A 24,941-nucleotide genomic window follows, 5' to 3' on the forward strand; every position below is an offset into this window, starting at 1 on the left:
CTGATAATTGGTCTGTTCAGCCTAAATATTGGTCAGGCCATTCTAGCGCCAGTCCGCGGGGCGGCTCAAGGCGCCTCTGCCAGCGCGCGTGCCCCTTATTTCTGCGGGCTGCCTGAGGTAGAATGCGCGCCCGATTTAACCGACAGAAGCCGACCTCGCTATGGAAATCAATCCGCTTCTTAACCAGCTCAAAGACCTCGCAGAACGCACTGACGTTCTCAGGGGGTATCTTTGACTACGCTGGCAAAAAAGAACGCCTGACCGAAGTTGAACTGGAACTGGCCGAGCCCAGCGTCTGGGACGACCCCGACCGCGCCCAGGACCTGGGCCGCGAACGCTCCGCTCTGGAAGCCGTAGTCAAAACCATCGACGACCTCGACAGTGGCATCAGCGACAGCCGCGAGCTGCTCGACATGGCCGTTGAGGAAGATGACGAAGATTCCGTCGCCGAAGTGGCCAGCGAACTCGAAAGCCTCCAGCAGCAGCTGGAAACCCTCGAGTTCCGCCGCATGTTCTCCGGCGAAACCGACCCCAACAATGCCTACCTGGACATCCAGGCCGGCTCTGGCGGCACCGAAGCACAGGACTGGGCCGAAATGCTGCTGCGCATGTACCTGCGCTGGGGCGAAGCCCACGGCTTCAAAACCACCCTGGAAGAAGCCTCCGCCGGCGAAGTGGCGGGCATCAAAAGTGCCACCATCCACTTTCAGGGCGAATACGCCTTCGGCTGGCTGCGCACCGAGACCGGCGTACACCGCCTGGTACGCAAAAGCCCGTTCGACTCCGGCAACCGTCGCCACACCTCGTTCACCTCCGTCTTCGTCTCTCCGGAGATCGACGACAACATCGAAATTGAAGTGGACAAATCCCAGGTGCGTGAAGACACCTACCGCGCCTCCGGTGCCGGTGGTCAGCACGTGAACAAAACCGACTCCGCCGTGCGTTTGACCCATATCGAATCCGGCATCGTCGTGGCCTGTCAGAGTGAACGCTCCCAGCACCAGAACCGCGACAAAGCGTGGAAAATGTTGCGGGCCAAACTCTACGAGCAGGAAATGCAAAAGCGCAACGCCGAAAAGCAGGCGATGGAAGAGAGCAAATCTGACATCGGCTGGGGCAGCCAGATCCGCTCCTACGTACTGGACGACCAGCGCATCAAAGACCTGCGTACCAGCGTCCAGACCAGCAACTGCCAGGCAGTGCTGGATGGCGACCTGGACCAGTTTATTGAGGCAAGCCTGAAGGCTGGTCTGTAACTCAGGCAAGCTTAACGGCTGACGAAGTACCTCAGTCAAATGCGAAGGCGGAGTGCTGGGGATCTGTTTTCAGAACTGTCGCAAACAGGGAAGTTTGCGACAGAGCGTACAGGGATGTATTCACAGCGGTTCTGAAAACAGATCCCCAGTGCTCAGCCGCCACTGCACCGGAACCAAGCTCCAAAGCTGCGACGTCCGAAACACACTTTACAATGACATGTGATAGATCATGAGCAACACACCAACTCAGCAAGACGAAAATAAACTGATCGCCGAGCGCCGCGCCAAACTGAGTGCCATGCGCGAGAAGGGCAATGCCTTTCCGAACAGCTTTCGCCGCGAAAACCTCGCCGCCGACCTGCAAAAAGAGTTTGGTGAAAAGAGCAAGGAAGAGCTGGAGAACGAAGGCAACACCGCCTGCGTCGCCGGCCGAATCCTCGCCAAACGCGGCCCCTTCATGGTCATCCAGGACGTCTCCGACCGCATCCAGCTGTACGCAGACAAAACCGCACAGAAAGATATCAAAGAGCGCTGGGGTACCTGGGACATCGGCGACATCGTCGGCGTGAAAGGCACCCTGCACAAATCCGGCAAAGGCGACCTCTACGTTAACTGCGAAGAGTACAGCCTGCTTACCAAAGCCCTGCGCCCACTGCCGGAAAAATTCCACGGCATCGCCGACCAGGAAATGCGCTACCGCCAGCGCTACGTCGACCTGATTGCCACACCGGAATCCCGCGACGTATTTCGCATCCGCTCCGAAGTCATCAGCTACATTCGCAGCTTCCTGAACGAAAACCACTTCATGGAAGTGGAAACCCCCATGCTGCAGGTCATTCCCGGCGGCGCCACCGCACGCCCGTTTGTCACGCACCACAACGCGCTCGACATCGACATGTACCTGCGTATCGCGCCGGAACTCTACCTCAAGCGCCTCGTAGTCGGCGGCTTCGAGCGCGTGTACGAAATCAACCGCAACTTCCGTAACGAAGGTCTGTCCACCCGCCACAACCCCGAGTTCACCATGCTCGAGTTCTACCAGGCGTACGCGGACTACAACGACCTTATGGATCTCACCGAAAACATGATCCGCGGCATCTGCACCGACGTGCTGGGCAGCACCACCGTGCAGTATCAGGAAAGCAGCTATGATTTCGCCAAGCCGTTCGATCGCATCAGCGTGTTCGACTCCATCCTGAAGTACAACCCGGAACTGAAAGCCGCCGATATCGACAATATCGAGAGCGCGAAAAAAGTGGCGCAAAGCCTCGAAATCCCGCTCAAGGAAATCTGGGGACTGGGCAAAATCCAGATCGAGATCTTCGAGAAAACCGTCGAGCATCGCCTGGATCAGCCGACGTTTATTACCGAATACCCCACCGAAGTGTCGCCGCTGGCCCGTCGCAACGACGACAACCCGTTCGTCACCGACCGCTTCGAATTCTTCGTCGGCGGCCGCGAGATCGCCAACGGCTTCTCCGAGCTGAATGACGCGGAAGACCAGGCCGAGCGCTTCAAGGCACAGGTGGCCGAGAAAGATGCCGGTGATGACGAAGCCATGCACTACGACGCCGACTACATCCGCGCGCTGGAATACGGCCTGCCGCCCACCGCCGGTGAAGGTATCGGTATCGACCGGCTGGTGATGCTGCTGACCAACTCGCCGTCCATTCGCGACGTGCTGCTGTTCCCGCATATGCGTCCGGAAGCGACTGCCGAGTAAGTACTGCCGAGCGAGTACTGTCGGCTAAGGGCGCGTTGGCAGAATGGCCGCGCAATAAAAAAGGGCGATAACTGTGTCAGTTATCGCCCTTTTTTGTGGGTGGCCGGTCGGCCCGCGGATACCCAGCGGGCCGACCGGCAATCGCGGTTGGCGGTACCTTTAGCCAGACTCCCTTTCTTTGCCTTCTTTCGATTGTCACCACATCTGTCTCCCCTCAGCATTTCACGCCTGTTTCTTCTTCTTTGCCAGCGGTTGCGTAGCTAAACCTTCTAAACTAGACCTAGGGGCGTAGCTGGGCAAAGTGTGTCGGGTGATCTTCGGACTCCCTGAGTGACTTTTGTATGGCTATTTCTGGGAAAGGCCGGTGATACATTAATCAACGATCGAATGGATAGAGGGGCTTATGGCAGGCGGGCGATTATCTTGGAAGCAGGCTTGCTTTGTATGCCTGATGTCTATTTCAGCTTTAGCGTTTTGGGCGACTGTTACCACCGAGTTTGCTAGCAGTGCTCACGCGCAAGAGGCGCGGCTGAAACTAAGAAGTGAAGACTCAATAGCGACGCCACCCGGGCGCATCGCTTCGCCTGTGCGTGGTGGTACCTATCCTGCGAGCTACTTCCCGAATACCGAGTTATTAAATGCGGATGAGATGCGTATTACCGCGCTGGGTACCGGTATGCCCAATCAGACACGTGCCGCAGTTTCCATCTCTTATCTCGTTGAGTTGGGAAATGGGGACAGCTTCCTGTTTGATATTGGCTCGGGGTCCATGGCCAATCTGTTTTCGTTACGGCCAGATTTTTCCCGGCTAGACAAGGTTTTTGCCAGTCATTTGCATATTGACCATGTCGGTGACTTCATGGGCTTGCACATTGGCGGTTGGCTGTCGGGGCGCTATGCGCCCATTCATTTCTATGGCCCCAGCGGGTCCACGCCAGAGCTTGGTTCAAAAGCGTTTGTAGACGCCATGCAAAAAGGTTATGCATGGGATTTGGCGACACGCACAGGCGTGCTTCCCGACAAGGGCGCAAAGATCGTGGTGCATGAGTTTGATTACATGCAGGAAAATGCCGTTGTCTATGAAAAAAACGGTGTGACGGTGCGCTCCTGGCCTGCAATACACAGTCTCGATGGCGCGGTAAGCTACAGCCTAGAGTGGAATGGGTTGAAGTATGTTTTTGGCGGCGATACTTACCCCAACAACTGGTACATCAAGTATGCCAAAGACGCCGATGTCGCATCCCATGAGTGTTTCTTGCCACCGGATGAGCTGGCCAAGTATTTTGGTTGGGATCTAAAGCAGGCTACCTACGTTGCTACGAGAATCCACACATCACCGGATGCGTTTGGCAAGGTGATGTCTGCGGTTAAACCCCGTCTTGCGGTGGGGTATCACTCGGTTCAGTCACCAGAGAACAATGCGGCCATCATGGATGGTGTGCGTGCAACCTACAGTGGACCGTTGGCGCTGGCACGTGACCTGATGGTGATTAACGTCACCAAGGATGACATCACCGTGCGCATGGCCACGGTGGACGAATATGTGCTGCCGCCGGCTGTGAGTGAAGCCTATAAAAATGCGCCGCGTACCGAGGAAAAAAGTCCTTCTGAAAAGGTAGAGGCTGGTAAGTGGCGAGGATACACACCGCCGCCGATGTCCGAGTAATGATTTGGCGGTCGCCTGTCATAGTCGTGTATTAACAGGGGAATAAGTTCATGGACTCGATAATGGCGTTCCGTCTGCCTGCTCAGAAAAAAGTTCCCGGTGAACACCGGCCGCTTGGGCGTGGGGTGGTGCTTTCACTGGTGTTTGTGGTTGCCATCTTATTTATACCGATTACATTGTTGGCGCAGAGCGCGGAAAAGGAGTGGGAGTACTCGCTGACCCCTTACCTTTTTTTGCCGGTATCAACCGAAGGAACCTCAGCGGTGGCCGGCACTGAGGTGGACTTGGATCTGGATCTCTCGGATGTACTGGATATCTTGGATATCGCGTTTGCCACGCGTTTTGAAGCGCGGCGTGATCGATTTGGGATTCTCGCGGACCTCTATTACGTATCCCTGAGTATGGATCAGGGGGCGACGCTCAAACCCGCAATGAACCCAGAGCTGGATGTAACCGCCACGCTGAATGTCGACGTTGATATACGTCAGGGCTGGTTGTCCCTGCAGGGAATGTACCGCGCTTTCGAATCACCTGTTGGTGCGAAGTATCCTTGGGCGGTCGATTTGTCCGCCGGTGCGCGCTGGAACTACCTGAAGCAGGAAATCGATACGAATCTGGGGATCGATATTTTTCCTGGGCCAGGGGTTCAGCAGTCGCTGGGCGGCGCAGAAACCTGGTGGGAGCCGGTAGTCGGCTTCCGTACTGGTATAGAGGTATCCAGTTGCCTGACGCTTGCGCTACGAGCCGATGTCGGGGGTTTTGGTGCTGGCGGAGATGATATGCAGTGGGGGGTTCTCGTGGGCGCGGAGCGCAAGATCAATGACCGTCATGCGCTCCGATTTGGCTATCTGTTCTATGGCATCGATTACTCAACGTATCGCGGGGATGGTCGCTTTGCCTACGATATTGACCAGCATGGTCCCTATTTGGCCTATAGCTGGCGATGGTAGCTGCCGGTCTTTCCTTTTTTCCCTTTATGTCGTCAGCGCGGTAACAAACTGGTAGCTGCGGTCCAGTGTCCAGAATAGTGCAATGGCGCTGCAGCTTAATGCGATGCCGGTACAGAGCGTGTGCTCCAGGCTTTCCCGCCGATTCCTGATCAATAGCAACAACGGCCAAATCGCCAGAATGATCAGAGCCTGACCCAACTCCACACCTATGTTAAACGCCAGCAGGCTTTGCCAGATGTTCGGCGCGTCTACTTTTAGAATCTCGTGCAACACGAAGGAAAACCCCAGGCCATGGAGCAGGCCCAGCCCACAAGTGCCGACGACAATCCAGCGCTCGCTACGCTGCAGTGAGACAGGTGCACTGGCGTTGCGTTTGCGCCGTGTGGATATCGCCATCCATGCCGCATAAATAATGGAAAGCGCGATGCCGGTTTCTACCAGCGGTACAAACCAGGCACCAGAGGGAACCAAGCCAAAGAAGCCCGCCGACAAGGTGACACTGTGGCCCACAGTAAATCCCGTCACTCGCCACATCAGCGCAGACAGCGAGGCGGCACCGATAATCAGGCACAGAACGAACAGGACATGGTCGAGACCTGCCAGGATGTGAACCACACCCTCCTGTATAAAGGTGGCCATGGCGCTGGAAGTGGAGTGACTGATTTGAATGGGCTCATTCAGTAAGCCACTGGAACGGAAAACCTGTGTTTTGCCATCCCGGTAATCCAGTATCAGATTCGCTGTTTTTTCTTGATTCGGAAGATTTGGGTTCAGGAAGCTGGCAAGGCGATAACTCTCCCCACGCGCGATACCCGGATAGTGCAAGCGGATATCGATCACCGTATCGCCCACATACTGTTGCGGGTTACCTGTCTGGGACACGGTTTGCACATACCTCTCGCGGAGCTGTTGCTCATCAAGTGAAAAGGCAACTTGAGCTTCTTGCAGTGTGGCGAAGTCCGGTTCACTTCCCACTGCATAGAGTCGTACATCGGTTACCTGGCCATTTAGTCTCTGATCGCCACTCTCCAACTGCAACGCAGACTCGGCAATGGCGCCCAGCCCCTGTGGGTCGGCATAGAATTGGCCGAAGTCCACAAAATGTACCAGTCGGCCTTCTTCCAGTGCATTGCGGGAATAGGGGGCTGGCGCGGGCAATACCCCGGAGGCCTCGCTTGCGCCTACCTTGTCCGCAAGTAAATAGGGCAGTGGCAGGCGCAGATAGACGGTGGTGCCATCAGCGCTATGCTCCACATGAAAGATGCGTACGTTTAAATTCAGAAGAAAATGTGCGCTAGCGGGCGTCGACGACGTTATCAGCGCGAAACACAGTAGCATCAACATCCATTGGCGCAATTGTGCCACCGGGCTACTGCCCGATTTATTGGCGTGGGGTGGCATTGGCAGTGCTCCCTGTTTGCGTAGAACCATTGGCAGGCTGTGTGTCCTGTCGCCAAGTTTTTTGCGGTTCAACCGATTCACGCATGGTGATCGGGGTGAATCCGGCAATCTTCCATGTTCCTTCATGCTCCTCGAGATCCAGCATGGCGCGGATATCCAGCAGCTTGCGATCGCTATGTCCCCAGAATGGGCCTTCATTTCTCGTCTGCCAGGTACACAGTGTACGGTATGTTTGCCGCTCTCCAGAGGAAGTCTGTTCGAACTTCTCTATCCGCAGGTTGGAAATTCCTGAGACGTAACCGCGGTCTCCGGTGATTGTCAACGGACGAAAAATCGGGTCGAGAGCGTCGCGGGTTGTCTTTAGCGTTTGCTCAGTAAGCAATTGTGACAAAGACTCTTCAAGCTTGGTGGCATCCCGTTCAAGGTAGGCATCCGGCAGTTCGTTGAGCAGGCGATAAATGATCTCGCCAAATTGCTCATTTTCCTGTGACGCGGGGGCAGGCAGGCGGATAGCGAGTGAGCTCTGCATTGCCAGTGAAACGCTGAGAATAATGCCAAGAGCAGGTGTGATCAGGGACATTAGGTAATTTTGGGCGTTGCGGAAGCGGAATACACAAACACCGAGTACTGCGAATGCGACTATCGCCCCCAGCCCTTTGCCAGATATCGTGAGCCCTTGTGTATCGTGAGTGACAGGGCTGACGGTGGGTTCATCATAGGATGTCAGGAAATTTTGCCACGCAAGAGTTGGAAGAGAAGGCGTCAGCTGGGTCGGGAAGGGACCGGCGGGATCTTGTATCAAAGAGGGTACCCGCTCCTCGAACGGGCTGAACAGGTCCCAGCCAACTTCCACATTTTGTGGCAAGCCGTCCACGGGAAAGCGTGCACGATAGCCAATCAGTAGGGCTCCCAGTTGAATGCTCTCATTGACCTCCAAGGGAAGGAATCCGGTACTCGTAAGCCTGAGAAAAGTGACTTCGGTCGCTTGTGGTTCTACCACCTTTTTATCTACAGCGAGGAGGTTGCGACTCTGCAAAAATGCCAGAGTATCGTTGCGCAACTGTATTGCGAGTAATTCATTCAGTGGTAGCCAGGCGTCGAAGCTCTTGTCGGACCAGGTGGCCAGGTCGCGAGGTCGGAAAATTATTTCATGGCGAATTTCCCGTGGTTCGATATAGAGATAGGAGTGGAGGGGGAAGCGCAACTGGCGTCGTATCTTGGGATTGATGATTTGCGTTTGCCATGGATCTTGCCGGTTTATACGCCAAGTCACGGAGCGTGATAAGTAGGCGTAGTTGCTCACCGGCATGGCGCCGTGACTGGAGATAAAGCCGATGGTAGCTGCGCTGAAGCCTGCGTGATCCAGGGGTGGGACGACCGTGATTGTTTCGGAGCCCTGCAGATCATAGCGGCTATGTACCTTGAGTACTTGTTTATCCTCCGGTATCGACGGTAATCTTCTTCCAGTGCGGGGATCAATTACCCCTGCAAAAGGAGAGTATCTCGGGGATCTGGTCGCTGCATCAACCCGCAGGTCGATAGGATCTTGGACACCCGTATCACTCCGTATTTGAATATTGATATTTGAATATTCATTGGCCTCAGCCACCAACCTATCTAGATTTCCGTGACCTTTTAGTGCTGGCCAAAAATGCTGTGCGTCGTCAACGGAGATCTCTAACGTCAATAATAGGTGTTCTCCTTCGAACGCAAATTCGGCAATATTGGGTGCGGTTTCGGCGCCAGTAAGGCTCAGGTAGTCGGCTGAGGCCAATGGGGTAAAGGCTAACAAGAATTTCAGAAAGAACGTTAAGAGATTGTGTCTACGTTTTGCCATTGGTTTTATCCGCAGTGCGCGGTTGGAATGATCGTCGCGCGTGTGTTTTTCGCCTTTTTTTCTCTATCGCTCCAATGCATGGCCGGTTTACCGTAGGTCAGTTGAACTTTGGCGGCGCCAGTGTGGCATTCGTTCACTTATTCCCCCTCTGCCGGATTTCCAAACCTGCCTGGGCTTGGACTGCGCGGCTCCCTCAACCGCTCGGGGAATCTGGCGGTTACTGATTACCCCGCCCACCCACAGCGCGTCGAGGTCGCCAAAGTGGTCACTGTGCAGATGGCCAATAAGGAGCTTGTCGAGTTTGTCGAAGGGGGTGTCGAGGCCGGATAGCCGCATCATCACCCCGGTGCCGATATCGAAGACAAACTTGGGCCCATCGCCCAGTCCCGTCAAAGATCAGAGGAATTTGCAGCGCCAGCGTTAGCCGTTTCATATGATCGATACACGAGACTCAAAATATGACTTCAGTCTAGGTGATCGAACATAACTTTTCGTCTTCAAGTGGATTTGGCGGACTCTGGTGTGTTTCAGCCCCGTATGCCCAATGGTCCGGCAGGTAGGTATATGGTCTCCGGGGCAGAACTTCCCTGGCGCTGAATTTCCACCGCCACCGACGAGCCGGGCTCGGCCTGATACACCTGGGTGCGCAGGTCACCCATATGGAACACTCGCTGGTTGTTGTAACGGATGATCTTGTCCCCGGGGCGCAGCCCCGCCTCATAGGCAGGGGCACTTTCCAGCAGGTCACCAATTTCCATAGTGGTGCGTCCGCCAAAGGCCTCCAGGTACTGTTCAAACTCTGCGCGGCTTAGTTCCTGCTCGAAAACGCGGCGGGGATTGCTGTAGGTCTGCAGTTTGTTTTGCAGTTCTCTGGCACGTTCGGAGCGTTTGTCTTGCAGGTGATGGTATTCGTAGCTGAACAGCATCTGTTCATACTGGATCCGCGCCTGTTTATCGACGATAAACGCGGCCCGTTCGGCACTGAAGCCGGCGTCGGTCAGCTGGCGCATCTGGGTTTCCCGCTGGCGCTCAAAACGGCTCTGGTGGCGACTGCGGGCAGGGCGGGTGTTATTGGTGGGGGCACTTTCGCCAACGCTGGCGGAGGCATGCCGGGTTTCCGGATTGTTGGAACCCGGATCCAGCCGGTTGCTCAGCTCGTTCACCAGCTCAAGTAGCTGGCCCTGAATTTTCAGGGTTTGGTTCAGGGTGTTTTCCAGCTGTTGCACGCGCGCGCCCAGATCGGTCGGAGCATCGGTGTTGCCAGAAAGACCCGTGAAGGGCGCCGCCTCTGCGGGCGGTGATTTGGCGCTCCAGTGGGCGACAGTTGCCCCCGCGGCAAGCAATATTGCTGCCGCCACGGGAAGGGCGTATTTGTGCAAAATCATGGGGTCACCGATCGACAATTTGCGGGCTTGCGCAAATTATAGAAGCACCAGGTGATTGGGAAGTTCGTTCTTGATAGTGGTGGCGGGCGCCGCCTCTTCCAGCAGCTCGCCACATTTTTCTACGCAGTGCACAAAGGCCTCGCCGGTCTTGCCCTTTTTGACCTCGTGGATAAAGTTTTCCACGATCTCCTGCCAGCGCTCGTTGGTAATTTGTTCCGCCAATCCCCGATCCGCCAGAATTTCCACGTAGTGTTCCGCCTGGGACACAAAAATGAGCAGGCCAAGCCGGTCCTTGGTGCTGTGCAGCTCGTGCTCCAGAAACTGGCGTCGCGCCAGGTTGGAGGCGCGCCAGAAGCGCACCGACTTGGGCACCAGTTTCATGGTCAGTGGGCGCCAGCGGAACAGCACCGCCAGCACGATAAACAGGATCCACTGCAAGGTAAATGCCTGCTGGTACTCGATCCACCAGGGGAGAAACTGCATCAGTGGCGCAATAAGTAGCGCCAGGAAGGCCGCCCAAAGGGTCGAGATATACAGGTAGTTGTCGGATTGGCCCGCCAGCACCGTAACAACTTCGGCATCGGTGCGGGATTCCACCTCTTTGATGGTGTCGGCGAGTTTGCGTTTTTCCTGTGCATTCAGCATGGTTTTATCTCGTTGATTCCGTCGGCACTGCCGCGAAGGCTACCAGCCACCGGAGGCGCCACCGCCGCCAAAGCCGCCCCCGCCCCCGCCAAAGCCGCCGCCACCGAAGCCTCCGCCGCCATAGCCACCACCAAAACCGCCACCGCCATAGTAGCCGCCGTAGCGTCCGCGGCGATAACTGCTGCTGCCGTTGGGCGCGCCGAGTACCGAGCTGCCAAATATTTGCAGCATGACAAACAGCAGGAAGATACCCACCAGCAGCGCCACCTGGCGATCGCTGTCGGACTCGGTGGGCTCCGGTACATATTCGTTCCTGATGGCGGCGATAATCGACTCCACACCCGCGGTGACACCCGCATCAAAATTGCCGCTCTGGAACTGGGGCAGAATCTTGGTGTGGATAATATTGGAAGACAGTGCATCGGTCAGCGCTCCCTCCAGCCCGTAACCCACCTCGATGCGCACCTCGCGCTCACTGGGCGCTACGATCAGCAGTACGCCGTTGTCCTTGCCTTTCTGGCCGATTTTCCAGTGTCGCCCCAGCTGGTAACCGTATTCCTCGATGGTCAGGCCCTGCAGGTCCGGCAGCGTGGCGACCACGATCTGGTTGGAGGTTTCCTTTTCCTGCTGCTGGAGCAGCTCGGTAAGCTGGTAGCGGGTGCTCTGGCTCAGCAGGTTGGCATTGTCCACCACGCGGCCACTGAGCGGCGGAAATGAGATGTCAGCCTGCGTGAGCCCGGCCCATAGCAGGGCCGGGCATAAGCACAGGAATAGGGCGATCCTTCGGATCGTCATGGGTGACCCCGCTGATTACTGGAAGTCGACTTCAGGCGCCTTCTCGGCATCTTCGCTGGTTGCCTCGAAGGTGTCGCGCAGGGGCATGTCGCTATACAGGATGCTGTGCCAGATACGACCGGGGAAAGTGCGGATTTCCCGGTTGTAGCGTTCCACCGCGGCGATATAATCCCGGCGCGCCACGCTGATGCGGTTTTCGGTGCCTTCCAGCTGAGATTGCAGTGCGAGGAAATTCTGGTTGGCCTTGAGGTCCGGGTAGCGTTCCACCACTACCATCAGGCGGGACAGGGCACTGCTCAGCTGGGCCTGGGCCGCCTCAAATTGCTGCAGCTTGGCCGGGTCATTGATGATTCCGGAGTCCACCTGCATGGAGTTTACCTTGGCGCGGGCCTCGGTGACGGCCTCCAGGGTCTCCCGCTCGTGGGCCGCATAGGCCTTGACGGTTTTCACCAGGTTGGGAATCAGGTCGGCGCGGCGCTGATACTGGTTTTGCACCTGGGCCCAGGTGGCCTTCACATTTTCATCGTAGGTGGGGATGTTGTTGATCCCGCAGCCACTCAAGCCCAACATCAGTAGCGAAAGCAGGAGTGATTGCCAGAGACGGCGTTGTGTAAACTTTGGTTTGCCGGTGAGTGCAGAATTCATTCCATTCATCCATGTTGATTCCGAACAAGACAATAATAGTCCCCAATCCATCCATATCCGGCAAGTCTGTGCTGCCGGCAGAAATCAGAGTGTAGTAATGGCATTAAAAGCGACCATATTCAAGGCGAGACTCCAGATCGCTGACATGGATCGGGATTATTACGGTGAACATCTGCTTACGCTGGCGCGTCACCCTTCGGAAACCGATGAGCGAATGATGATTCGGCTGCTGGCGTTTGCGCACAATGCCAGTGAGCAGCTGGAATTTACCCGGGGTTTATCCAGCGAGGATGAGGCCGATCTGTGGCAGCACAGCCTGAGTGGCGAGATTGAAACCTGGATTGAAGTAGGCGTGCCGGCAGAGGACCGGGTTCGCAAGGCCTGCGGGCGGGCGCAGCGGGTTCTTGTGTACGCGTACGGCCAGCGCACCGCGCCGGTGTGGTGGGAGAAAATGCAATCCGCCTGTGCCCGCTTTGACAACCTGCAGGTGTTCTTCCTGCCCGCCGATGTGTGCGCGGCACTGGCCGCATTGGCGCAGCGCAATATGGAATTCAGTGTCACCATCCAGGACGGTCATCTGTGGATCGCCGACGACCGCCAGAATATTGAAGTCCTGCCACAGCGCTGGAAATAAATTTTTTATCAAGCCCGCCGGCAAGCGGGTAAGCGAACGGCCGCCTGTTGGCCAGCAAAATTCTGTCAAAAAAACACGGAGCCCGACAATGCCTTCATTCGATATCGTTTCTGAAGTCGACAAACACCAGCTGACGAACGCCGTGGATCAGGTAAACCGCACTATTACCACCCGGTATGATTTCAAGGGCGCGGATGCCGAGGTCGAGATGTCCGAATTCGCCCTGACGCTCCGCGCAGACTCGGACATGCAGGTGCAGCAAATGGTGGATATGCTGCGCGCCGCCCTGATCAAGTGCGGCATTGACCCTCTGGCGATGGATGTGGGGGAAGAGGAGCAGTCGGGCAAGCAGGTGAAAGTGGGCGTCACCCTGAAAAATGGTCTCGACAAGGAGCTGTCAAAGAAAATCGTCAAAATCATCAAGGAGGAAAAGCTCAAGGTGCAGGCCTCCATTCAGGGGGATCAGGTGCGGGTAACCGGCAAGAAGCGGGATGACCTGCAGCAAGTGATCGCTCTGTTGCGTGGCAAAGAACTGGAACAGCCTTTGCAGTTCAATAATTTCCGCGATTGAGTTGATGTCAGTGCAGCCAGGCATGGAGCCGTGGGGGATTTTTTGACCAAGTGTTTTCCGTTTGCATGGAGGCTGCGAGCCTGTCTTGTCGGGTTGCTGGGCGCAATGGGTTTTTACGGGACGACTGCGCTGCGCGCAGAGCCCCCGGTTCCGGTGTTGCCCGCACAACTGCTGCATGCCTGGTGGGTGGATGGCAGTGAAGGGCTGGATCTATCCGGGCTGAGCTTTTGCCAGGGGGAGTTGTTGACCGTAGCCGATAAGTCGTCAGAGCGCATCTACCGGCTTGCGCCGGAACCCGGGCATGAGACGGTCAAGCTGCTTCCCAAAGCGGACTTTGCCCGGCCTGCACTGCCCGATGATCAGCCGGTCTCGATGAAAGCCCGTGCGCTGCATTACGCCAGCACACCGCTGAGCATGGATTTTGAAGGTATCACCTGTGATGGCCCGGATATTTTCCTGCTTAGTGAACGTCACAACCGGATCGTGCGGTTGGATTCCGCAAGGCACAAGGGGGAGTGGATGCCCGTGCGCTGGTCAGAGTCCGCACGCAAGCAGGGATACCTTCAGCTGTTCAATGCAGAGAGCGAGGGGCTTGTTAGGGTCGGTGATGATTTCTGGGTGGCGCTGGAACGGGAACCTAGGGGGCTGTTGAAGTTGCAGCTGGGTGACAGGGAAGGGCAGCATTTTTACCCGGTGCCGCCGGTGGCGGGGCTGGATTTTCGCGGGCGCTCGGAAGATGTGACGGCGCTGGCCTATTATGACGGCGCGCTGTTTACGCTGGAGCGCAATGCGTTTGCAGTGTGTCGCCGCTCCTTGAGTACGCTCGCTGCGCAGTGGTGTATCGAGTATCGGCATATCGAGGAAGCACCTGAAAACATTTATCGCAAAACCCATTTCGGTAAGGGCGAGGGGCTTGCGGTGAATGAACAGGGAATGTTCGTTGTGCTCGACAATAACGGCGTGAGCCGTGCCGCGGTGGCCGATGACAGCCGCGGTTTGTTGATACAGCTGGCGTTTCCAGACATCTCACCCCATACAATGACGACCGACTAGTACCTTCCCGTGCCCCAGACCAAACTGGATACACTGCTCAACGAGGTCCGTGCCTGCCGCCTGTGCGAGCAATACTTGCCATTGGGTCCGCGTCCGGTGCTGAGTGCGGCGCGCGCTGCCCGGCTGCTGATCATCGGCCAGGCGCCTGGTACCCGGGTCCATGAGACCGGTATTCCCTGGAATGATCCCTCCGGCGACCGCTTGCGGGAGTGGCTGCAGCTTGACCGCGACCGTTTTTACGATACCGCTACCATCGCCATAATGCCTATGGGGTTCTGCTATCCCGGGCGCGGCAAAGGTGGTGACCTGCCGCCGCGGCCCGAGTGCGCTGCAACCTGGCACCGGCGCTTGCTGGACCACTTGCCGAATATCCAGTTGACCCTGTTAGTGGGGCAGTATGCCCAGCGCTACTATCTCCCGCACTGGTATGGCAGCATTACTGAGAACGTGCGCCACTACGCCGACGCCTTGCCCCACAAGCTGTTCCCACTGCCGCACCCGAGCCCGAGAAACACGCTGTGGCTCAAGCGCCGCCCCTGGTTTGAGCAGGAGGTGGTGCCGGCACTGCGCACTCAGGTTCACAAGATCTTGCAGGAGCCTGCTCGCAGGTAGGTTGATAGGTTTATGTCACTTCCCGGAAACATCAAAATCCACCCATCCTGGTATGCCGTGCTGCAGCCGGAATTCGGTAAACCCTATATGGGGGCGTTGCGAGATTTCCTGCAGCAGGAAAAGCAGGCGGGCAAGGCCATCTTTCCCCCCAGTGAACAGGTTTTTAACGCATTCAACTCCACGCCGTTCGACCAGGTCAAAGTGGTCATCCTCGGGCAGGACCCGTATCACGGCGCGGGCCAGGCCCACGGCCTGTGCTTTTCCGTGATGCCTGGTGTGCGTGTGCCGCCGTCATTAAAAAATATTTACAAAGAGATGGAATCGGATCTCGGTATCACCGCGCCGGACCACGGTTGCCTGCAACCCTGGGCAGAGCAGGGGGTGCTGCTGCTCAATGCGACGCTGACCGTGGAAGAAAGCAACGCGGGCGCGCATCAGGGGCGCGGCTGGGAACAATTCACCGATGCCGCGATTCACGCACTGGCGGAGCTGCGGGAAGGACTGGTGTTTATTCTGTGGGGAAGTTACGCGCAGAAAAAGGGCGGGTTTATTGATGACCGCAAGCACCTGGTGTTGCGCGGCCCGCATCCGTCACCGCTATCCGCCCACCGGGGTTTCTTCGGTACCCGTCCATTTTCCCAGGCCAATGCGTACCTGCAGGAGCGCGGTCAAGCGCCAATCAATTGGGCGTTGCCTCCCGCCAGTGCGCTGCAGCGGGTGGCGGCGGCGCTCTGATAGGGCCGTGCGCTACGCCAGCGGGTCGGCATCCGCGTCGTAGGGCAACTCCAGTAACTCGAGTACGCGTCCGTCGGAGAGTTGCAGGCTCTCGCCATCGGCGACTTTGCTCTTGGTCAGTACCGCGAGCAGTTCAATCACCTCGCCACCGCTGGCAAATACAATATTGCCCACGCTGGAGCCGCCGCCCGGCAGAAATATTTCGGCACCGGGCGCCGGCACCGTGCCCGCGTCAATGCGCGCGCGGTACATGCGCCGTTTGGCGGCGCCCAGGAATTGCATACGCGCGACCACTTCCTGCCCGGTATAGCAGCCTTTCTTAAAGCTTACCCCGCCCAGCAGATGCAGATTGAGCATCTGCGGGATAAACGTCTCACTGGTGCTCTCGAACAGCAGGGGCAGGCCGGCTTCGATCAGATGCGTTTGCCACTGCCGGTAGCCCGCGGGAACGGCGGGATTGCCGCTCAGTGCTTGCCACAGGTCTGCGGCCTGCAAGGCGGGCACCTGAAGCAATACCATGCGTTCATTCACGCAGGCCGCGACGGCGCGCTGGCCATTGTGGTCGAAAGTGCGCAACTGCCCCGGCATCAGGTCGGTACCGGCACTGTTGGAGAGGCTCAAAAGCTGGCTGGCGGCCTTGCCGGCGTCCCGGCCACACAGGGCGAGCCAGCGTTGCTCGCTGCTGATGTCGGCAAGTTCGGCCTTGAAGAAGACCGCATACTTTTTCAGTGCGTTGAGGGCCGTCGATACCAGATCGCGCGGCAGCAAAAGCACGAATTCACCTTGGTCGATTTTCAGTGCGTAGAAGGCGCTGATCATCCGCCCTTTGGGGTTACAGTGGCTGCCGAGTGTCAGTTGCTCGTCGGGCAAATTGACCAGATCACAGGTGAGCTGGCCCTGCAGGAATTTCTGGCTGTCCGGGCCTGAAACGGAAATCGCACCCATGGGGGTGAGGTCGATCAGTTGCAGGTCCTTGTCAGAGCCGGGTTCAAACTCTGCGGCACCGTCGACCCACCGGGCGCCCTGGCTGCCGAGATAATCCTGCCACTGTTGTTGATCCATGCTGAGCTCGCTGTTTTTTACTGCAAATGGGTGTCCGCAGTATCTGGGGGTTTTGCCGCGGGATTTCAACTACCGCTATACTGCGCGCAATTCGCAACCTGTGTTTGAGAGAGAAGTATGGATCGCAATCGCCTGTTTTGGGCCTGCCGTCGCGGCATGTTGGAGCTGGATCTGGTTTTGCTGCCATTTCTGGAGAATGTGTACGAGACTCTCTCCGAGGATGACAAGCAGCGCTTCATCAAGCTGCTGGACGAGCAGGATCAGGATCTGTTCGGCTGGTTCCTGCGCCGGGAAGACCCGCAAGACCCGGAGCTGAAGAAAATCGTGCAGATTATCCGTGACAACACCGGTCTGCAGGACTGAACCCTCCGCCCGCGGCGACTCGGCCACGGCCGGGCGCGGCGCTGCGGGCGTCAATACCGCGTCCAGTGGGCGCAGTGCACGGCTGGCCTGCGATCTTCGCGCCTCGCGCCTCCTGCAGCTCGGTGTCGTGCTGATGGCTGTTCAGGCCACTCTGCTGCTCGCGTTATCGCGCCTGCCCTGGGGGCTGGTGGCCCTGACAATCCCCCTGATTATCGCGTTTGCCGTTTTCGAGTGGCGGCGGCTCGCCGCTTTCGAAGGGCGCCTGTCCACGAGCGAACAGCGCTGGTACTGGCAGCCCAAAGGGGGGGCAAGACGCGCGTTTCAATTCTGTGGCGAGCTGACCCTGTGGCGCTGGCTGATTGTGATCAACGGCCGCGACGCCGATGGCCGGCGCCTGCGCCTGGTGCTGTGTCGGGATGGTGCCGACGCCACTGATTGGCGCCGGCTGCAGGTGGCTTTGCGCTATTCCCGTTAAGCGGGCGCCAGGAACCCGGATGCCCGCTTCAGTGGGCGGGTGAAAGGTCGATAAACTGGCGCTGGTTGGCGAAGTTTTCCGGGACCAGGATGGTATCCATGGCCAGCTCTCGCAGCCCGGGATAGTCGAGGGAGTAGTGCAGCCCGCGACTCTCGCGACGGTCCAGCGCGGAGCGGATGATCAGCTCGGCGACGACCGCGAGGTTGCGCAGTTCGATCAGGTCGCTGGTGATCTTGTAGTTGGCGTAAAACTCGCGAATTTCCTGCTGTAGCAACTTCACCCGGTGCTCGGCGCGCAAAAGCCGTTTGCGGGTGCGCACAATCCCCACAAAGTCCCACATAAAGCGCCGCAACTCGTCCCAGTTGTGCGAAATCACAACGTCTTCATCGGAGTCTGTCACTCTTGAGGCATCCCACGCCAGGGCCGGCCTGGGCGGGCTCACTGCGGCCAGGGTTTCCTCGATGTGCAGGGCCGCGGAGCGAGCGTAGACCACACATTCCAGTAACGAGTTGCTCGCCAACCGGTTGGCCCCGTGCAGGCCGGTAAACGTGGTTTCCCCGATGGCGTACAGCTGGTCGAGGTCGGTGCGGCCGTGCTGGTCCACCATCACGCCACCGCAGGTGTAGTGCGCGGCCGGCACCACCGGAATGGGCTCTTTGGTGATATCAATCCCGTACTCCAGGCACTTGCGGTACACCGTGGGGAAGTGCTCGCGCACGAACGCCGGGTCTTTGTGGGAAATGTCCAGGTACACACAGTCGGCGCCCAGGCGTTTCATCTCATGGTCGATCGCGCGGGCGACAATGTCGCGGGGCGCCAGCTCTCCGCGCTTGTCGAAGCGCTGCATAAACCGCTCGCCGCTGGGGAGCTTGAGCTGCGCGCCTTCTCCCCGCAGTGCCTCGGTGATCAGCATGGATTTCGCTTTGGGGTGATACAGGCAGGTGGGGTGGAACTGGTTGAATTCCATGTTGGCCACCCGGCAGCCCGCGCGCCACGCCATGGCAATGCCATCGCCACTGGCCCCGTCCGGATTGCTGGTGTAGAGGTAGGCCTTGGAGGCGCCGCCGGTCGCCAGTACCACGGCGCGCCCCTGAAAGACTTCCACTTCTTCCGTCTTTTTGTTGTAGACGTAGCTGCCGGCACAGCGGAAGCGCCCTGTGGCTGCATCCGGCTGGCGGATCAGGTCGAGGGCGATATGGTGCTCGAAGCAGTCGATGTTTGCACTCTGGCGCACCCGCTCGATCAGGGTGCTGTGCACTGCCCGTCCGGTGGCATCGGCACTGTGGATGATGCGGCGATGGCTGTGCCCACCTTCTTTGGTCAGGTGGTAATCGCCATCTTCCTCGCGGGTGAAGTCCACGCCCTGGTTGATCAGCCAGTGCACGGCAGTGTGGCTGTTTTCCACGGTGAAGCGCACTGCATCCGGGTGGCAGAGTCCGGCTCCTGCATCTAATGTATCCGCTATATGCGCGGCTACCGAGTCCGTCTCGTCCAGCACGCCGGCGATTCCGCCCTGGGCAAACCAGGTGGATCCGTCGCGCAGGCGCTGCTTGGAAAGCAGTGCCACACGGTGGCGTGCCGCCAGATGCAATGCCAGGGTCAGGCCGGCAGCGCCACTGCCGATCACCAGAACATCGTAGTGCGTGTTACTGCCGTTTTTTGGGGTGTCTGCGCGGGTGCTGTCGCCGGTACTCAAGGGTTCCTTCGCCTCGTCGCTCATAGAGTTTTATTCAGGTTGAGGGGCGCGTAGTATACGCCATCTTAAAAAATACCGATTTGTCAGGAACTTATGACCAAATTTCGGTGTCTTGGACACAACAGAATAATCCTGAGTTTGCGGTCAGTTTGGGCTGCAGCCGTGGTTGGGAGTAGGGGATGACAGGGCAACAGGCGTCACCAAGTGACCGCCAACTGGTGGAGCGGGTCCAAAAGGGGGACAAGCGCGCCTTTGACCTGCTGGTGCTCAAGTACCAGCACAAAATTATGGCGGTGGTCAGCCGTTATATTCACGATCATGCCGAGGTGCATGATGTGGTGCAGGAAGCGTTTATCAAGGCCTACCGTGCACTGGCCAACTTCCGTGGGGAAAGCGCTTTCTATACCTGGATGTACCGCATCGCCATCAATACCGCCAAGAATCACCTGGTGTCGCGCAGCCGGCGCCCGCCGTCTTCCGATGTGGATCTGGAAGATGCCGAGTATTACTCCGGCGCCGACCTGCTGCGCGATAACGAAACCCCTGAGAATCAGCTGTTCCGCGATCAGCTGGAGGCGACCGTGCACCGCGCAATTCGCGAGCTGCCGGAGGATCTGCGCTCCGCAGTCACCCTGCGTGAGATGGAGGGGCTCAGTTACGAAGAAATTGCCGAGGTCATGGGTTGCCCGGTGGGTACTGTGCGCTCACGTATCTTCCGCGCGCGTGAGGCTATTGACCGCGCTGTGCAGGCGACGATGGCGGGAGAGCCGGAACCGGCAGACGGCCGCGGCTGATTTCCCGGGCAGTAGCCCCCGCTCAGCGGGTGTGCGGCGCGGAAGGTGAGAGATGTGGACGGTGAGAGATACGAGGCATCGTCTAATATTTAGTCAGTTTTGTTTTGTGGTGGGCTCGGCTGGTAGCTTTTTGGTCTAAAACGGCCATGTGACTGGTACGACAGGCAAATGGATCGATCAATTCACACAAATTTTGCCTCCACGTAAAACTTTTCCGGTTGAAGCCGGTCTCAGAAACCAACACACAGGGTGTGCTTGCCACATCCACTGAATTGCACTGAAAGAGGGTTGGCCCGTATGTCCCACGGGAATCATCAACAGCGTTTGAATGAATCGCTATCTGCCTTGGTGGATGGCGAAGCTTCCGAGCTGGAGATTCAGCGTCTGCTTAAATCGAGTGATGCCGCTGGCGGAGACTTGCAGCAGCGCTGGTCGCGCTACCAGTTAGCAGGCAGCGTGCTGCGGGGCGAAAAGGTCGCGCCGGTGGATCTCGGTCTGGCGGCCAGTATCTCGGCGGCGATCGCGGATGAGCCATCACTGGCGGAAAGTGCGCAGCCTGCGGCGGCCAATGACGCCGGTGAATCCGGTCGCAGTCGCTGGTGGCGCCCGTTGTCGCGCGGCGCTGTGGCGGCCACGGTGGCATTTGCCGCGGTACTGGGTGTACAGCAGATGCAGTCGCCGCAGCCGGGTACTCAAATGGTTGCTGAGCTGGAACGCCCGGCCCAGCAGCCTGTGCAGTCCGCTCCCCAGCCCAGTGGTTTCCTTGTGCCTACCTTGAATACCCGTCCGGTAAGCACCGCGCCGCAGCTGGTGCCTGAGCAGCGGGTGGGCAGCCCGTCGCCTCAGGTGCAGATGGTGCCTTCACCTGAGCTGATGCGTCACCTCAATCGGGTTATGCTCGAACACTCGGAGCAGGCGGCCCGTGTCGGCAGCCAGGGCATGGTGCCCTTTGCCCGTGCCACCTACGGTGAACGCACGCCGGAGTGAATACTCTGTTGGCGTTTTACGGAGCAGCCGGCATGCCGAGGCAGCCGGCGTCCGACGCAATTCCCGTTGATGTTAGCCACTAATAAAGAATGATCATGGCGAAAGTTTTCCGTTATTCCGCCCTTAAAGCCAACAGCTTGCTGTTGGCTTTTTTGCTGGCGGCAGTTCCCCTGTTTCCCTCGGCCAGCGCGCAGAGCGCGGCGCAGGAACAGGCTCCGCAATCGTCGGCCCCGGTGGCGGGCAGTAACCCAGACGGTGCTGCGCAAGCCGCGGATCCGGGCGACGGCGTGCCTGCGGGCCAGGATGTACCGGTGCCGGATGTAGAAACCGAGGCGCTGCTGGCAAAACTCGCGGATGCCGTGACAAATCTCGAATACCGCGGGCTGGTGACCTTTGAGCATGTCGGGGTGATGGAGACGCTGGAGGTGGTGCATGGCGTGCGCGATGGTGAGCAGATCGAGCGCATCCGCTACCTTACCGGGGCGCCGCGGGAGCTGGTGAGTCGCGGGGCTGATGCCCAATGCCGGCGCGATGGCAGTCCGCTGTCCCGCACCGGGCTGTGGAGCAGCGCCGGCCTGCAGAATGTACAGAATATTTATCGCTTCCTGATTCGCGGTGAAGAGCGTATCGCCGACCGCGAGGCAGTGGTGCTGGAAGCGCGGCCTCGCGATCCCCATCGGTTTGCGGTGGTGATCAGCGTGGACAAGGAAACCGGCCTGCCGCTCAAGTCGATGCTGGTGGCGCCTGCCGGGCGCGTGCTGGAGCGCTTTCAGTTTGTCGAGGTCGACCTGGCACCGATCAAAGACAGCGAGCTGCAGCCGCAATCGGACGATGCGCGGGAGAGCGACGGTTCCGGAAAGTGCGACAGTCTCTCCAGCCGCTGGCAGCTGGGGTGGGCGCCCACAGGCTTCCGTGCGGTGGCGACGCGTGCGCTGTCCGATGGCGAGATGCTGGTATTCAGCGACGGGCTGAACGCCTTTACGGTGTTCGTACAGCGCCTGGCACCGGAAATGAACTACACCGGGCGCGCGGTGCGTGGCGCCACGGTGGCGTATATGGATCACCTCGAGGTGGACGGTGTGCGCTTTACTATTACCGTTGTGGGCGAAATTCCGGATAATACCGCCCGCCTGGTTGCCAGATCGGTGAAGGCCAGGAACTGACAGCGGGTGACGTGTGTGTTTAGTGCCAGTGCGGCGAGTGTGGCAGTCCCATGATTGAAGAGCGCGGCCGTGTGGTGGCCCTGGAACAGACGGGTGTCTGGCTGGAAACGGTGCAGCGCAGTGGTTGCCACAGCTGTGCTGCCAAATCTGGCTGCGGCACCGGACTGCTCGGCGACTTCTGGACCAACGCCTCACGGGTGCGTGTGGCGGTTGCCCCCAAGGCTCTGGCCTCTATTCGTTTGCACGATACCGTGGTTATCGGTATCGCAGAAAACACCCTGGCGACCAGTGCGCTGTTAGTCTATCTACTGCCGCTGGTGTTGCTGGTGCTGGGTGCCCTTGGGGGCGATGCACTGTTGGGTGCGATCGCTGGTGGTGAGTCTGGTGGCGAGTCAAGTGGTGAAGCGGGTGCAATGCTCGGCGCCCTGGCTGGGCTCGCGCTGGGTGCACTGCTGGTGCGTGTGTACAGCCATTACAATCGTCACAATCCGAATATGGCGCCGCAGTTCTTGCGGGTTGAGGGCGGGGGTACGCCCTGTTCCATTCCAGCGGTGCAGTTGTCCTGATTCTCTGGGCTGTTCGGCCCTGTTGTGCTTTTCCTTCATCTGAATGTTCCGCGGCGTTCCCGCTGGGAATGTCGCCGCCTTTCACTTTTCCCCAATCACTCCGCAAATAACTTCCTACACTGAGTGCTGACTGGCGACGGCGGTGACGGCAGCGCGGTTTCAACAAGGAGAGCGCCGATGTTTGAGGGGAAGTGTTACGCGGAAAGTTGGCCTTTGCGCACGGCATTTGTCATTTCCCGCGGTGTGCGTACTGAGGCCTGGGTAGTGGTGGTGGAACTGTCCGCCGAAGGCGTTACCGGAGTGGGGGAGTGCACCCCGTATCCGCGTTACGGCGAGAGCGTCGAATCGGTGCTCGCTGAAATTTCATCCGTACTGCCGGCGCTGGGTGAAGGCCTGAGCCGGGAGCAATTACAGGAAACCCTGCCGGCGGGCGCGGCGCGCAATGCCATCGATTGTGCGCTGGAGGACTGGCAGCGCAAGAAGTCCGGCAGCGTGCTTGGTCACCCCGGCTGGCTCCCCACGGTACAAACTTTGGTCATTGATGAGCCGCAGGCAATGGCGCAGGCGGCGCGGGCCGCTGTGGCGTCGGGGGTAACGGTGCTCAAGCTGAAGCTCGACGGGCAGCGCGTGCTGGAGCGCGTGGCCGCGGTGCGCACAGCGGCCCCGAGTAGCCAACTGGTGATCGATGCCAATGAGTCCTGGACCGAGCAGGGATTGCCCGAGTTGTGCGCCGCGCTGGCAGAGCAGGGGGTCGACATGCTGGAGCAGCCGCTACCGGCCGGGGAAGACACGTATCTGGGTGAATTCCCACATCCCCTGCCGATTTGCGCGGATGAAAGCTGCCACACCCGTGCTGACCTGCCCAGGCTCAAACCCCTTTACGACATGGTGAATATCAAGCTGGACAAGGCCGGCGGGATTCGCGAGGCCGAGGCGCTTGCGGAAGCGGCGCGGGCCCAGGGTTTCGCAGTGATGCTGGGGTGTATGCTGTGTACGTCCCGCGCGATACGCGCCGCCTGGCGTCTGGGTGAGCAGGCCCGTTTTGTGGACCTCGATGGGCCGACCTGGCTGGCCAAGGATGTCGATCCGCTGCGGTTTGCCGATGGTGGGGTCTACTGGACCTGAGCTGGACCTGAGCTGGACCTGGGCTGGACCTGAGATAGGCCCAATGGCGCGGCCCCGGGTCAGGGGATGTAGCGCAGTAAGTCGGTGGTGACGGCCAGGTACTCTTCGCTGGCCACATCCGCAGAAATCGGCGGGTACTCCAGGGTGATGCAGGGGTACTGATGTTCCGCCGCCCAGGTGCCGAAGGATCCTGGCGTCTGGTAACCCAGATCGGTCACCAGTGGCAGCTCCATGCGCTCGGCCAGCCAGTGGCCCAGCGGGCTTTGCAACGGGTCTTCCACGCAGGCCAGGGGTTCGTGGATGGAGACCATCCAGGCCGGCTCCAGCTCGGTGACCAGCCGGCACAGTGCCTGGGTTTCCGGCTCCGAGGCGGCGCGGTCGCCACTGGACAGGTATACATCGCGCTCATCGGCGGCGCTGTTCCAGCGGTAGACGGTGCCGCCCCCTTTCCAGTTGATGGTGGCGAAATTGCGGTTCAGGTCCACCCCGCGTGCGTTGCAACGGGTGCCTAACTGGCAGCCGTCCGGGTTGACCGCGAGGATCACATGATGACGGCGCTGCCCGGCCTGGAGTGTACGCAGCGCGCAGGACAGGGTGACCACGGCAGCCACTTCATCACCGTGGGTGCCGGCCATCACGATGCCCGTATGCTCGTCGCAGACATCGGCCGGAAAGTAAAATAGGGGCGCCCCGAGAACCGATTGCCCGTACTGCAGGCGCTGGCCGTGGAACAGCCCCCGGTCAGTGCGCGGGCGCAGTGCCGGAGTAGGGTCTCTGTGCTGGCTCATGGATTCCTTAACAC

26 protein-coding genes are annotated in these 24,941 nt (G+C 58.8%); 16 read left to right on the forward strand and 10 right to left on the reverse strand.

All coding sequences use genetic code 11. The annotated features are described in order from the left end of the window. Nucleotides 1-160: 160 nt before the first annotated feature. The 4 genes from prfB to JF535_RS09875 all read left to right on the forward strand — a co-directional run bounded on the left by prfB (nt 161) and on the right by JF535_RS09875 (nt 5,595). Nucleotides 161-1,256, forward strand: a protein-coding gene (prfB, locus tag JF535_RS09860; RefSeq protein ID WP_153039217.1) for a peptide chain release factor 2 whose coding sequence is annotated in 2 segments (ribosomal slippage) — nt 161-232 and nt 234-1,256 — 1,095 coding nt in all. Because the reading frame shifts where the segments join, the coding sequence is not laid out codon by codon here. A gap of 229 nt (nt 1,257-1,485) precedes the next feature. Then, the gene (gene lysS, locus JF535_RS09865; protein ID WP_207001669.1) at nt 1,486-2,979 is read left to right on the forward strand and encodes a lysine--tRNA ligase; all 1,494 of its coding nucleotides are present in this window, start codon (nt 1,486-1,488) and stop codon (nt 2,977-2,979) included. Between the two features lie 451 nt (nt 2,980-3,430). Beyond that, nucleotides 3,431-4,645 (forward strand): guanitoxin biosynthesis MBL fold metallo-hydrolase GntH, encoded by a 1,215-nt coding sequence (gene gntH / locus JF535_RS09870; protein ID WP_207001670.1) that lies wholly within the window; start codon nt 3,431-3,433, stop codon nt 4,643-4,645. 50 nt (nt 4,646-4,695) lie between these two features. Then, entirely contained in the window at nt 4,696-5,595 is a 900-nt protein-coding gene (locus tag JF535_RS09875) for an outer membrane protein (RefSeq protein ID WP_242523781.1), read from the forward strand. A 24-nt stretch (nt 5,596-5,619) separates the two neighbouring features. Here JF535_RS09875 and JF535_RS16950 read toward each other — a convergent pair whose 3' ends face one another. The 7 genes from JF535_RS16950 to JF535_RS09905 form a co-directional block, all read right to left on the reverse strand. Beyond that, complete coding sequence (locus tag JF535_RS16950; protein ID WP_207001672.1) at nt 5,620-6,849, reverse strand: HupE/UreJ family protein; 1,230 nt, start codon at nt 6,847-6,849, stop codon at nt 5,620-5,622. 127 nt (nt 6,850-6,976) lie between these two features. Beyond that, on the reverse strand, nt 6,977-8,833 hold the full coding sequence (locus JF535_RS09885; RefSeq protein ID WP_207001674.1) for a hypothetical protein: 1,857 nt from the start codon (nt 8,831-8,833) through the stop codon (nt 6,977-6,979). A gap of 87 nt (nt 8,834-8,920) precedes the next feature. Next, entirely contained in the window at nt 8,921-9,226 is a 306-nt protein-coding gene (locus tag JF535_RS17050) for a hypothetical protein (protein ID WP_479724304.1), read from the reverse strand. Between the two features lie 134 nt (nt 9,227-9,360). Next, nucleotides 9,361-10,218 carry a PDZ domain-containing protein gene (locus JF535_RS09890; protein ID WP_207001676.1) on the reverse strand — a complete coding sequence of 286 codons (858 nt, stop codon included), beginning with the start codon at nt 10,216-10,218 and terminating at the stop codon, nt 9,361-9,363. 36 nt (nt 10,219-10,254) lie between these two features. After that, nucleotides 10,255-10,863 carry a TPM domain-containing protein gene (locus tag JF535_RS09895; protein WP_066965279.1) on the reverse strand — a complete coding sequence of 203 codons (609 nt, stop codon included), beginning with the start codon at nt 10,861-10,863 and terminating at the stop codon, nt 10,255-10,257. Nucleotides 10,864-10,902: 39 nt separating this feature from the next. Continuing rightward, entirely contained in the window at nt 10,903-11,658 is a 756-nt protein-coding gene (locus JF535_RS09900; protein ID WP_207001678.1) for a TPM domain-containing protein, read from the reverse strand. Between the two features lie 15 nt (nt 11,659-11,673). Continuing rightward, nucleotides 11,674-12,303, reverse strand: coding sequence for a LemA family protein (locus tag JF535_RS09905; protein ID WP_207001680.1), 630 nt, complete (start codon nt 12,301-12,303; stop codon nt 11,674-11,676). Nucleotides 12,304-12,400: 97 nt separating this feature from the next. On the opposite strand from JF535_RS09905, the gene JF535_RS09910 reads away from it, so the two are divergent. The 5 genes from JF535_RS09910 (at nt 12,401) to ung (ending at nt 15,908) form a co-directional block, all read left to right on the forward strand. Beyond that, nucleotides 12,401-12,937, forward strand: coding sequence for a YaeQ family protein (locus JF535_RS09910; RefSeq protein ID WP_207001689.1), 537 nt, complete (start codon nt 12,401-12,403; stop codon nt 12,935-12,937). A gap of 88 nt (nt 12,938-13,025) precedes the next feature. Continuing rightward, the gene (locus tag JF535_RS09915; RefSeq protein ID WP_207001691.1) at nt 13,026-13,508 is read left to right on the forward strand and encodes a YajQ family cyclic di-GMP-binding protein; all 483 of its coding nucleotides are present in this window, start codon (nt 13,026-13,028) and stop codon (nt 13,506-13,508) included. Nucleotides 13,509-13,613: 105 nt separating this feature from the next. Next, nucleotides 13,614-14,561, forward strand: coding sequence for an esterase-like activity of phytase family protein (locus tag JF535_RS09920; protein ID WP_207001693.1), 948 nt, complete (start codon nt 13,614-13,616; stop codon nt 14,559-14,561). A gap of 9 nt (nt 14,562-14,570) precedes the next feature. After that, the gene (locus tag JF535_RS09925; RefSeq protein ID WP_340674157.1) at nt 14,571-15,173 is read left to right on the forward strand and encodes a uracil-DNA glycosylase family protein; all 603 of its coding nucleotides are present in this window, start codon (nt 14,571-14,573) and stop codon (nt 15,171-15,173) included. Between the two features lie 12 nt (nt 15,174-15,185). After that, nucleotides 15,186-15,908 (forward strand): uracil-DNA glycosylase, encoded by a 723-nt coding sequence (ung, locus tag JF535_RS09930; RefSeq protein WP_207001695.1) that lies wholly within the window; start codon nt 15,186-15,188, stop codon nt 15,906-15,908. A gap of 12 nt (nt 15,909-15,920) precedes the next feature. On the opposite strand, the gene ygfZ is transcribed toward ung, so the two are convergent. After that, nucleotides 15,921-16,970 carry a CAF17-like 4Fe-4S cluster assembly/insertion protein YgfZ gene (gene ygfZ, locus JF535_RS09935; RefSeq protein ID WP_207001697.1) on the reverse strand — a complete coding sequence of 350 codons (1,050 nt, stop codon included), beginning with the start codon at nt 16,968-16,970 and terminating at the stop codon, nt 15,921-15,923. 117 nt (nt 16,971-17,087) lie between these two features. On the opposite strand from ygfZ, the gene JF535_RS09940 reads away from it, so the two are divergent. Further along, a complete protein-coding gene (locus JF535_RS09940; protein WP_207001699.1) occupies nt 17,088-17,333 on the forward strand; it encodes an FAD assembly factor SdhE in 246 nt (81 codons plus the stop codon). After that, complete coding sequence (locus JF535_RS09945) at nt 17,308-17,808, forward strand: protein YgfX (RefSeq protein WP_207001702.1); 501 nt, start codon at nt 17,308-17,310, stop codon at nt 17,806-17,808. The genes JF535_RS09940 and JF535_RS09945 overlap by 26 nt, the downstream gene beginning before the upstream one ends. 28 nt (nt 17,809-17,836) lie before the next feature. Here the strand turns inward: JF535_RS09945 and nadB are convergent, their stop codons facing one another. Continuing rightward, a complete protein-coding gene (gene nadB / locus JF535_RS09950) occupies nt 17,837-19,528 on the reverse strand; it encodes an L-aspartate oxidase (RefSeq protein ID WP_242523782.1) in 1,692 nt (563 codons plus the stop codon). 155 nt (nt 19,529-19,683) lie between these two features. On the opposite strand from nadB, the gene rpoE reads away from it, so the two are divergent. From rpoE to ycjG, 5 genes are all read left to right on the forward strand, one after another. Next, on the forward strand, nt 19,684-20,298 hold the full coding sequence (gene rpoE / locus JF535_RS09955; protein WP_207001704.1) for an RNA polymerase sigma factor RpoE: 615 nt from the start codon (nt 19,684-19,686) through the stop codon (nt 20,296-20,298). Nucleotides 20,299-20,595: 297 nt separating this feature from the next. Further along, nucleotides 20,596-21,285, forward strand: a complete 690-nt coding sequence (locus JF535_RS09960) for a sigma-E factor negative regulatory protein (protein ID WP_207001706.1) — start codon at nt 20,596-20,598, stop codon at nt 21,283-21,285. A 95-nt stretch (nt 21,286-21,380) separates the two neighbouring features. After that, on the forward strand, nt 21,381-22,448 hold the full coding sequence (locus JF535_RS09965; protein ID WP_207001708.1) for a MucB/RseB C-terminal domain-containing protein: 1,068 nt from the start codon (nt 21,381-21,383) through the stop codon (nt 22,446-22,448). 50 nt (nt 22,449-22,498) lie between these two features. Beyond that, nucleotides 22,499-23,014, forward strand: a complete 516-nt coding sequence (locus tag JF535_RS09970) for a SoxR reducing system RseC family protein (protein WP_207001711.1) — start codon at nt 22,499-22,501, stop codon at nt 23,012-23,014. A 177-nt stretch (nt 23,015-23,191) separates the two neighbouring features. After that, nucleotides 23,192-24,139 (forward strand): L-Ala-D/L-Glu epimerase, encoded by a 948-nt coding sequence (gene ycjG / locus JF535_RS09975; RefSeq protein ID WP_207001713.1) that lies wholly within the window; start codon nt 23,192-23,194, stop codon nt 24,137-24,139. 59 nt (nt 24,140-24,198) lie between these two features. Here the strand turns inward: ycjG and mpaA are convergent, their stop codons facing one another. Next, nucleotides 24,199-24,927, reverse strand: coding sequence for a murein tripeptide amidase MpaA (gene mpaA, locus JF535_RS09980; RefSeq protein WP_207001715.1), 729 nt, complete (start codon nt 24,925-24,927; stop codon nt 24,199-24,201). Between the last annotated feature and the right edge of the window lie 14 nt (nt 24,928-24,941).

This window comes from Microbulbifer salipaludis, from assembly GCF_017303155.1.
Lineage (GTDB): Bacteria > Pseudomonadota > Gammaproteobacteria > Pseudomonadales > Cellvibrionaceae > Microbulbifer > Microbulbifer salipaludis.

What these genes read in the sequence shown, in the direction of transcription:
- JF535_RS09900 (WP_207001678.1), bottom strand. Translation starts at nt 11,658, where the DNA reads ATGACGATCCGAAGGATCGCCCTATTCCTGTGCTTATGCCCGGCCCTG.
- JF535_RS09875 (WP_242523781.1), top strand. Translation starts at nt 4,696, where the DNA reads ATGGACTCGATAATGGCGTTCCGTCTGCCTGCTCAGAAAAAAGTTCCC.
- JF535_RS09895 (WP_066965279.1), bottom strand. Translation starts at nt 10,863, where the DNA reads ATGCTGAATGCACAGGAAAAACGCAAACTCGCCGACACCATCAAAGAG.
- JF535_RS09970 (WP_207001711.1), top strand. Translation starts at nt 22,499, where the DNA reads ATGATTGAAGAGCGCGGCCGTGTGGTGGCCCTGGAACAGACGGGTGTC.
- JF535_RS09940 (WP_207001699.1), top strand. Translation starts at nt 17,088, where the DNA reads ATGGATCGCAATCGCCTGTTTTGGGCCTGCCGTCGCGGCATGTTGGAG.
- JF535_RS09905 (WP_207001680.1), bottom strand. Translation starts at nt 12,303, where the DNA reads ATGAATTCTGCACTCACCGGCAAACCAAAGTTTACACAACGCCGTCTC.
- JF535_RS09910 (WP_207001689.1), top strand. Translation starts at nt 12,401, where the DNA reads ATGGCATTAAAAGCGACCATATTCAAGGCGAGACTCCAGATCGCTGAC.
- JF535_RS09915 (WP_207001691.1), top strand. Translation starts at nt 13,026, where the DNA reads ATGCCTTCATTCGATATCGTTTCTGAAGTCGACAAACACCAGCTGACG.
- JF535_RS09890 (WP_207001676.1), bottom strand. Translation starts at nt 10,218, where the DNA reads ATGATTTTGCACAAATACGCCCTTCCCGTGGCGGCAGCAATATTGCTT.
- lysS (WP_207001669.1), top strand. Translation starts at nt 1,486, where the DNA reads ATGAGCAACACACCAACTCAGCAAGACGAAAATAAACTGATCGCCGAG.
- JF535_RS09960 (WP_207001706.1), top strand. Translation starts at nt 20,596, where the DNA reads ATGTCCCACGGGAATCATCAACAGCGTTTGAATGAATCGCTATCTGCC.
- JF535_RS09965 (WP_207001708.1), top strand. Translation starts at nt 21,381, where the DNA reads ATGGCGAAAGTTTTCCGTTATTCCGCCCTTAAAGCCAACAGCTTGCTG.
- JF535_RS09885 (WP_207001674.1), bottom strand. Translation starts at nt 8,833, where the DNA reads ATGGCAAAACGTAGACACAATCTCTTAACGTTCTTTCTGAAATTCTTG.
- mpaA (WP_207001715.1), bottom strand. Translation starts at nt 24,927, where the DNA reads ATGAGCCAGCACAGAGACCCTACTCCGGCACTGCGCCCGCGCACTGAC.
- ung (WP_207001695.1), top strand. Translation starts at nt 15,186, where the DNA reads ATGTCACTTCCCGGAAACATCAAAATCCACCCATCCTGGTATGCCGTG.
- ycjG (WP_207001713.1), top strand. Translation starts at nt 23,192, where the DNA reads ATGTTTGAGGGGAAGTGTTACGCGGAAAGTTGGCCTTTGCGCACGGCA.
- nadB (WP_242523782.1), bottom strand. Translation starts at nt 19,528, where the DNA reads ATGAGCGACGAGGCGAAGGAACCCTTGAGTACCGGCGACAGCACCCGC.
- ygfZ (WP_207001697.1), bottom strand. Translation starts at nt 16,970, where the DNA reads ATGGATCAACAACAGTGGCAGGATTATCTCGGCAGCCAGGGCGCCCGG.
- rpoE (WP_207001704.1), top strand. Translation starts at nt 19,684, where the DNA reads ATGACAGGGCAACAGGCGTCACCAAGTGACCGCCAACTGGTGGAGCGG.
- gntH (WP_207001670.1), top strand. Translation starts at nt 3,431, where the DNA reads ATGTCTATTTCAGCTTTAGCGTTTTGGGCGACTGTTACCACCGAGTTT.
- JF535_RS09920 (WP_207001693.1), top strand. Translation starts at nt 13,614, where the DNA reads ATGGGTTTTTACGGGACGACTGCGCTGCGCGCAGAGCCCCCGGTTCCG.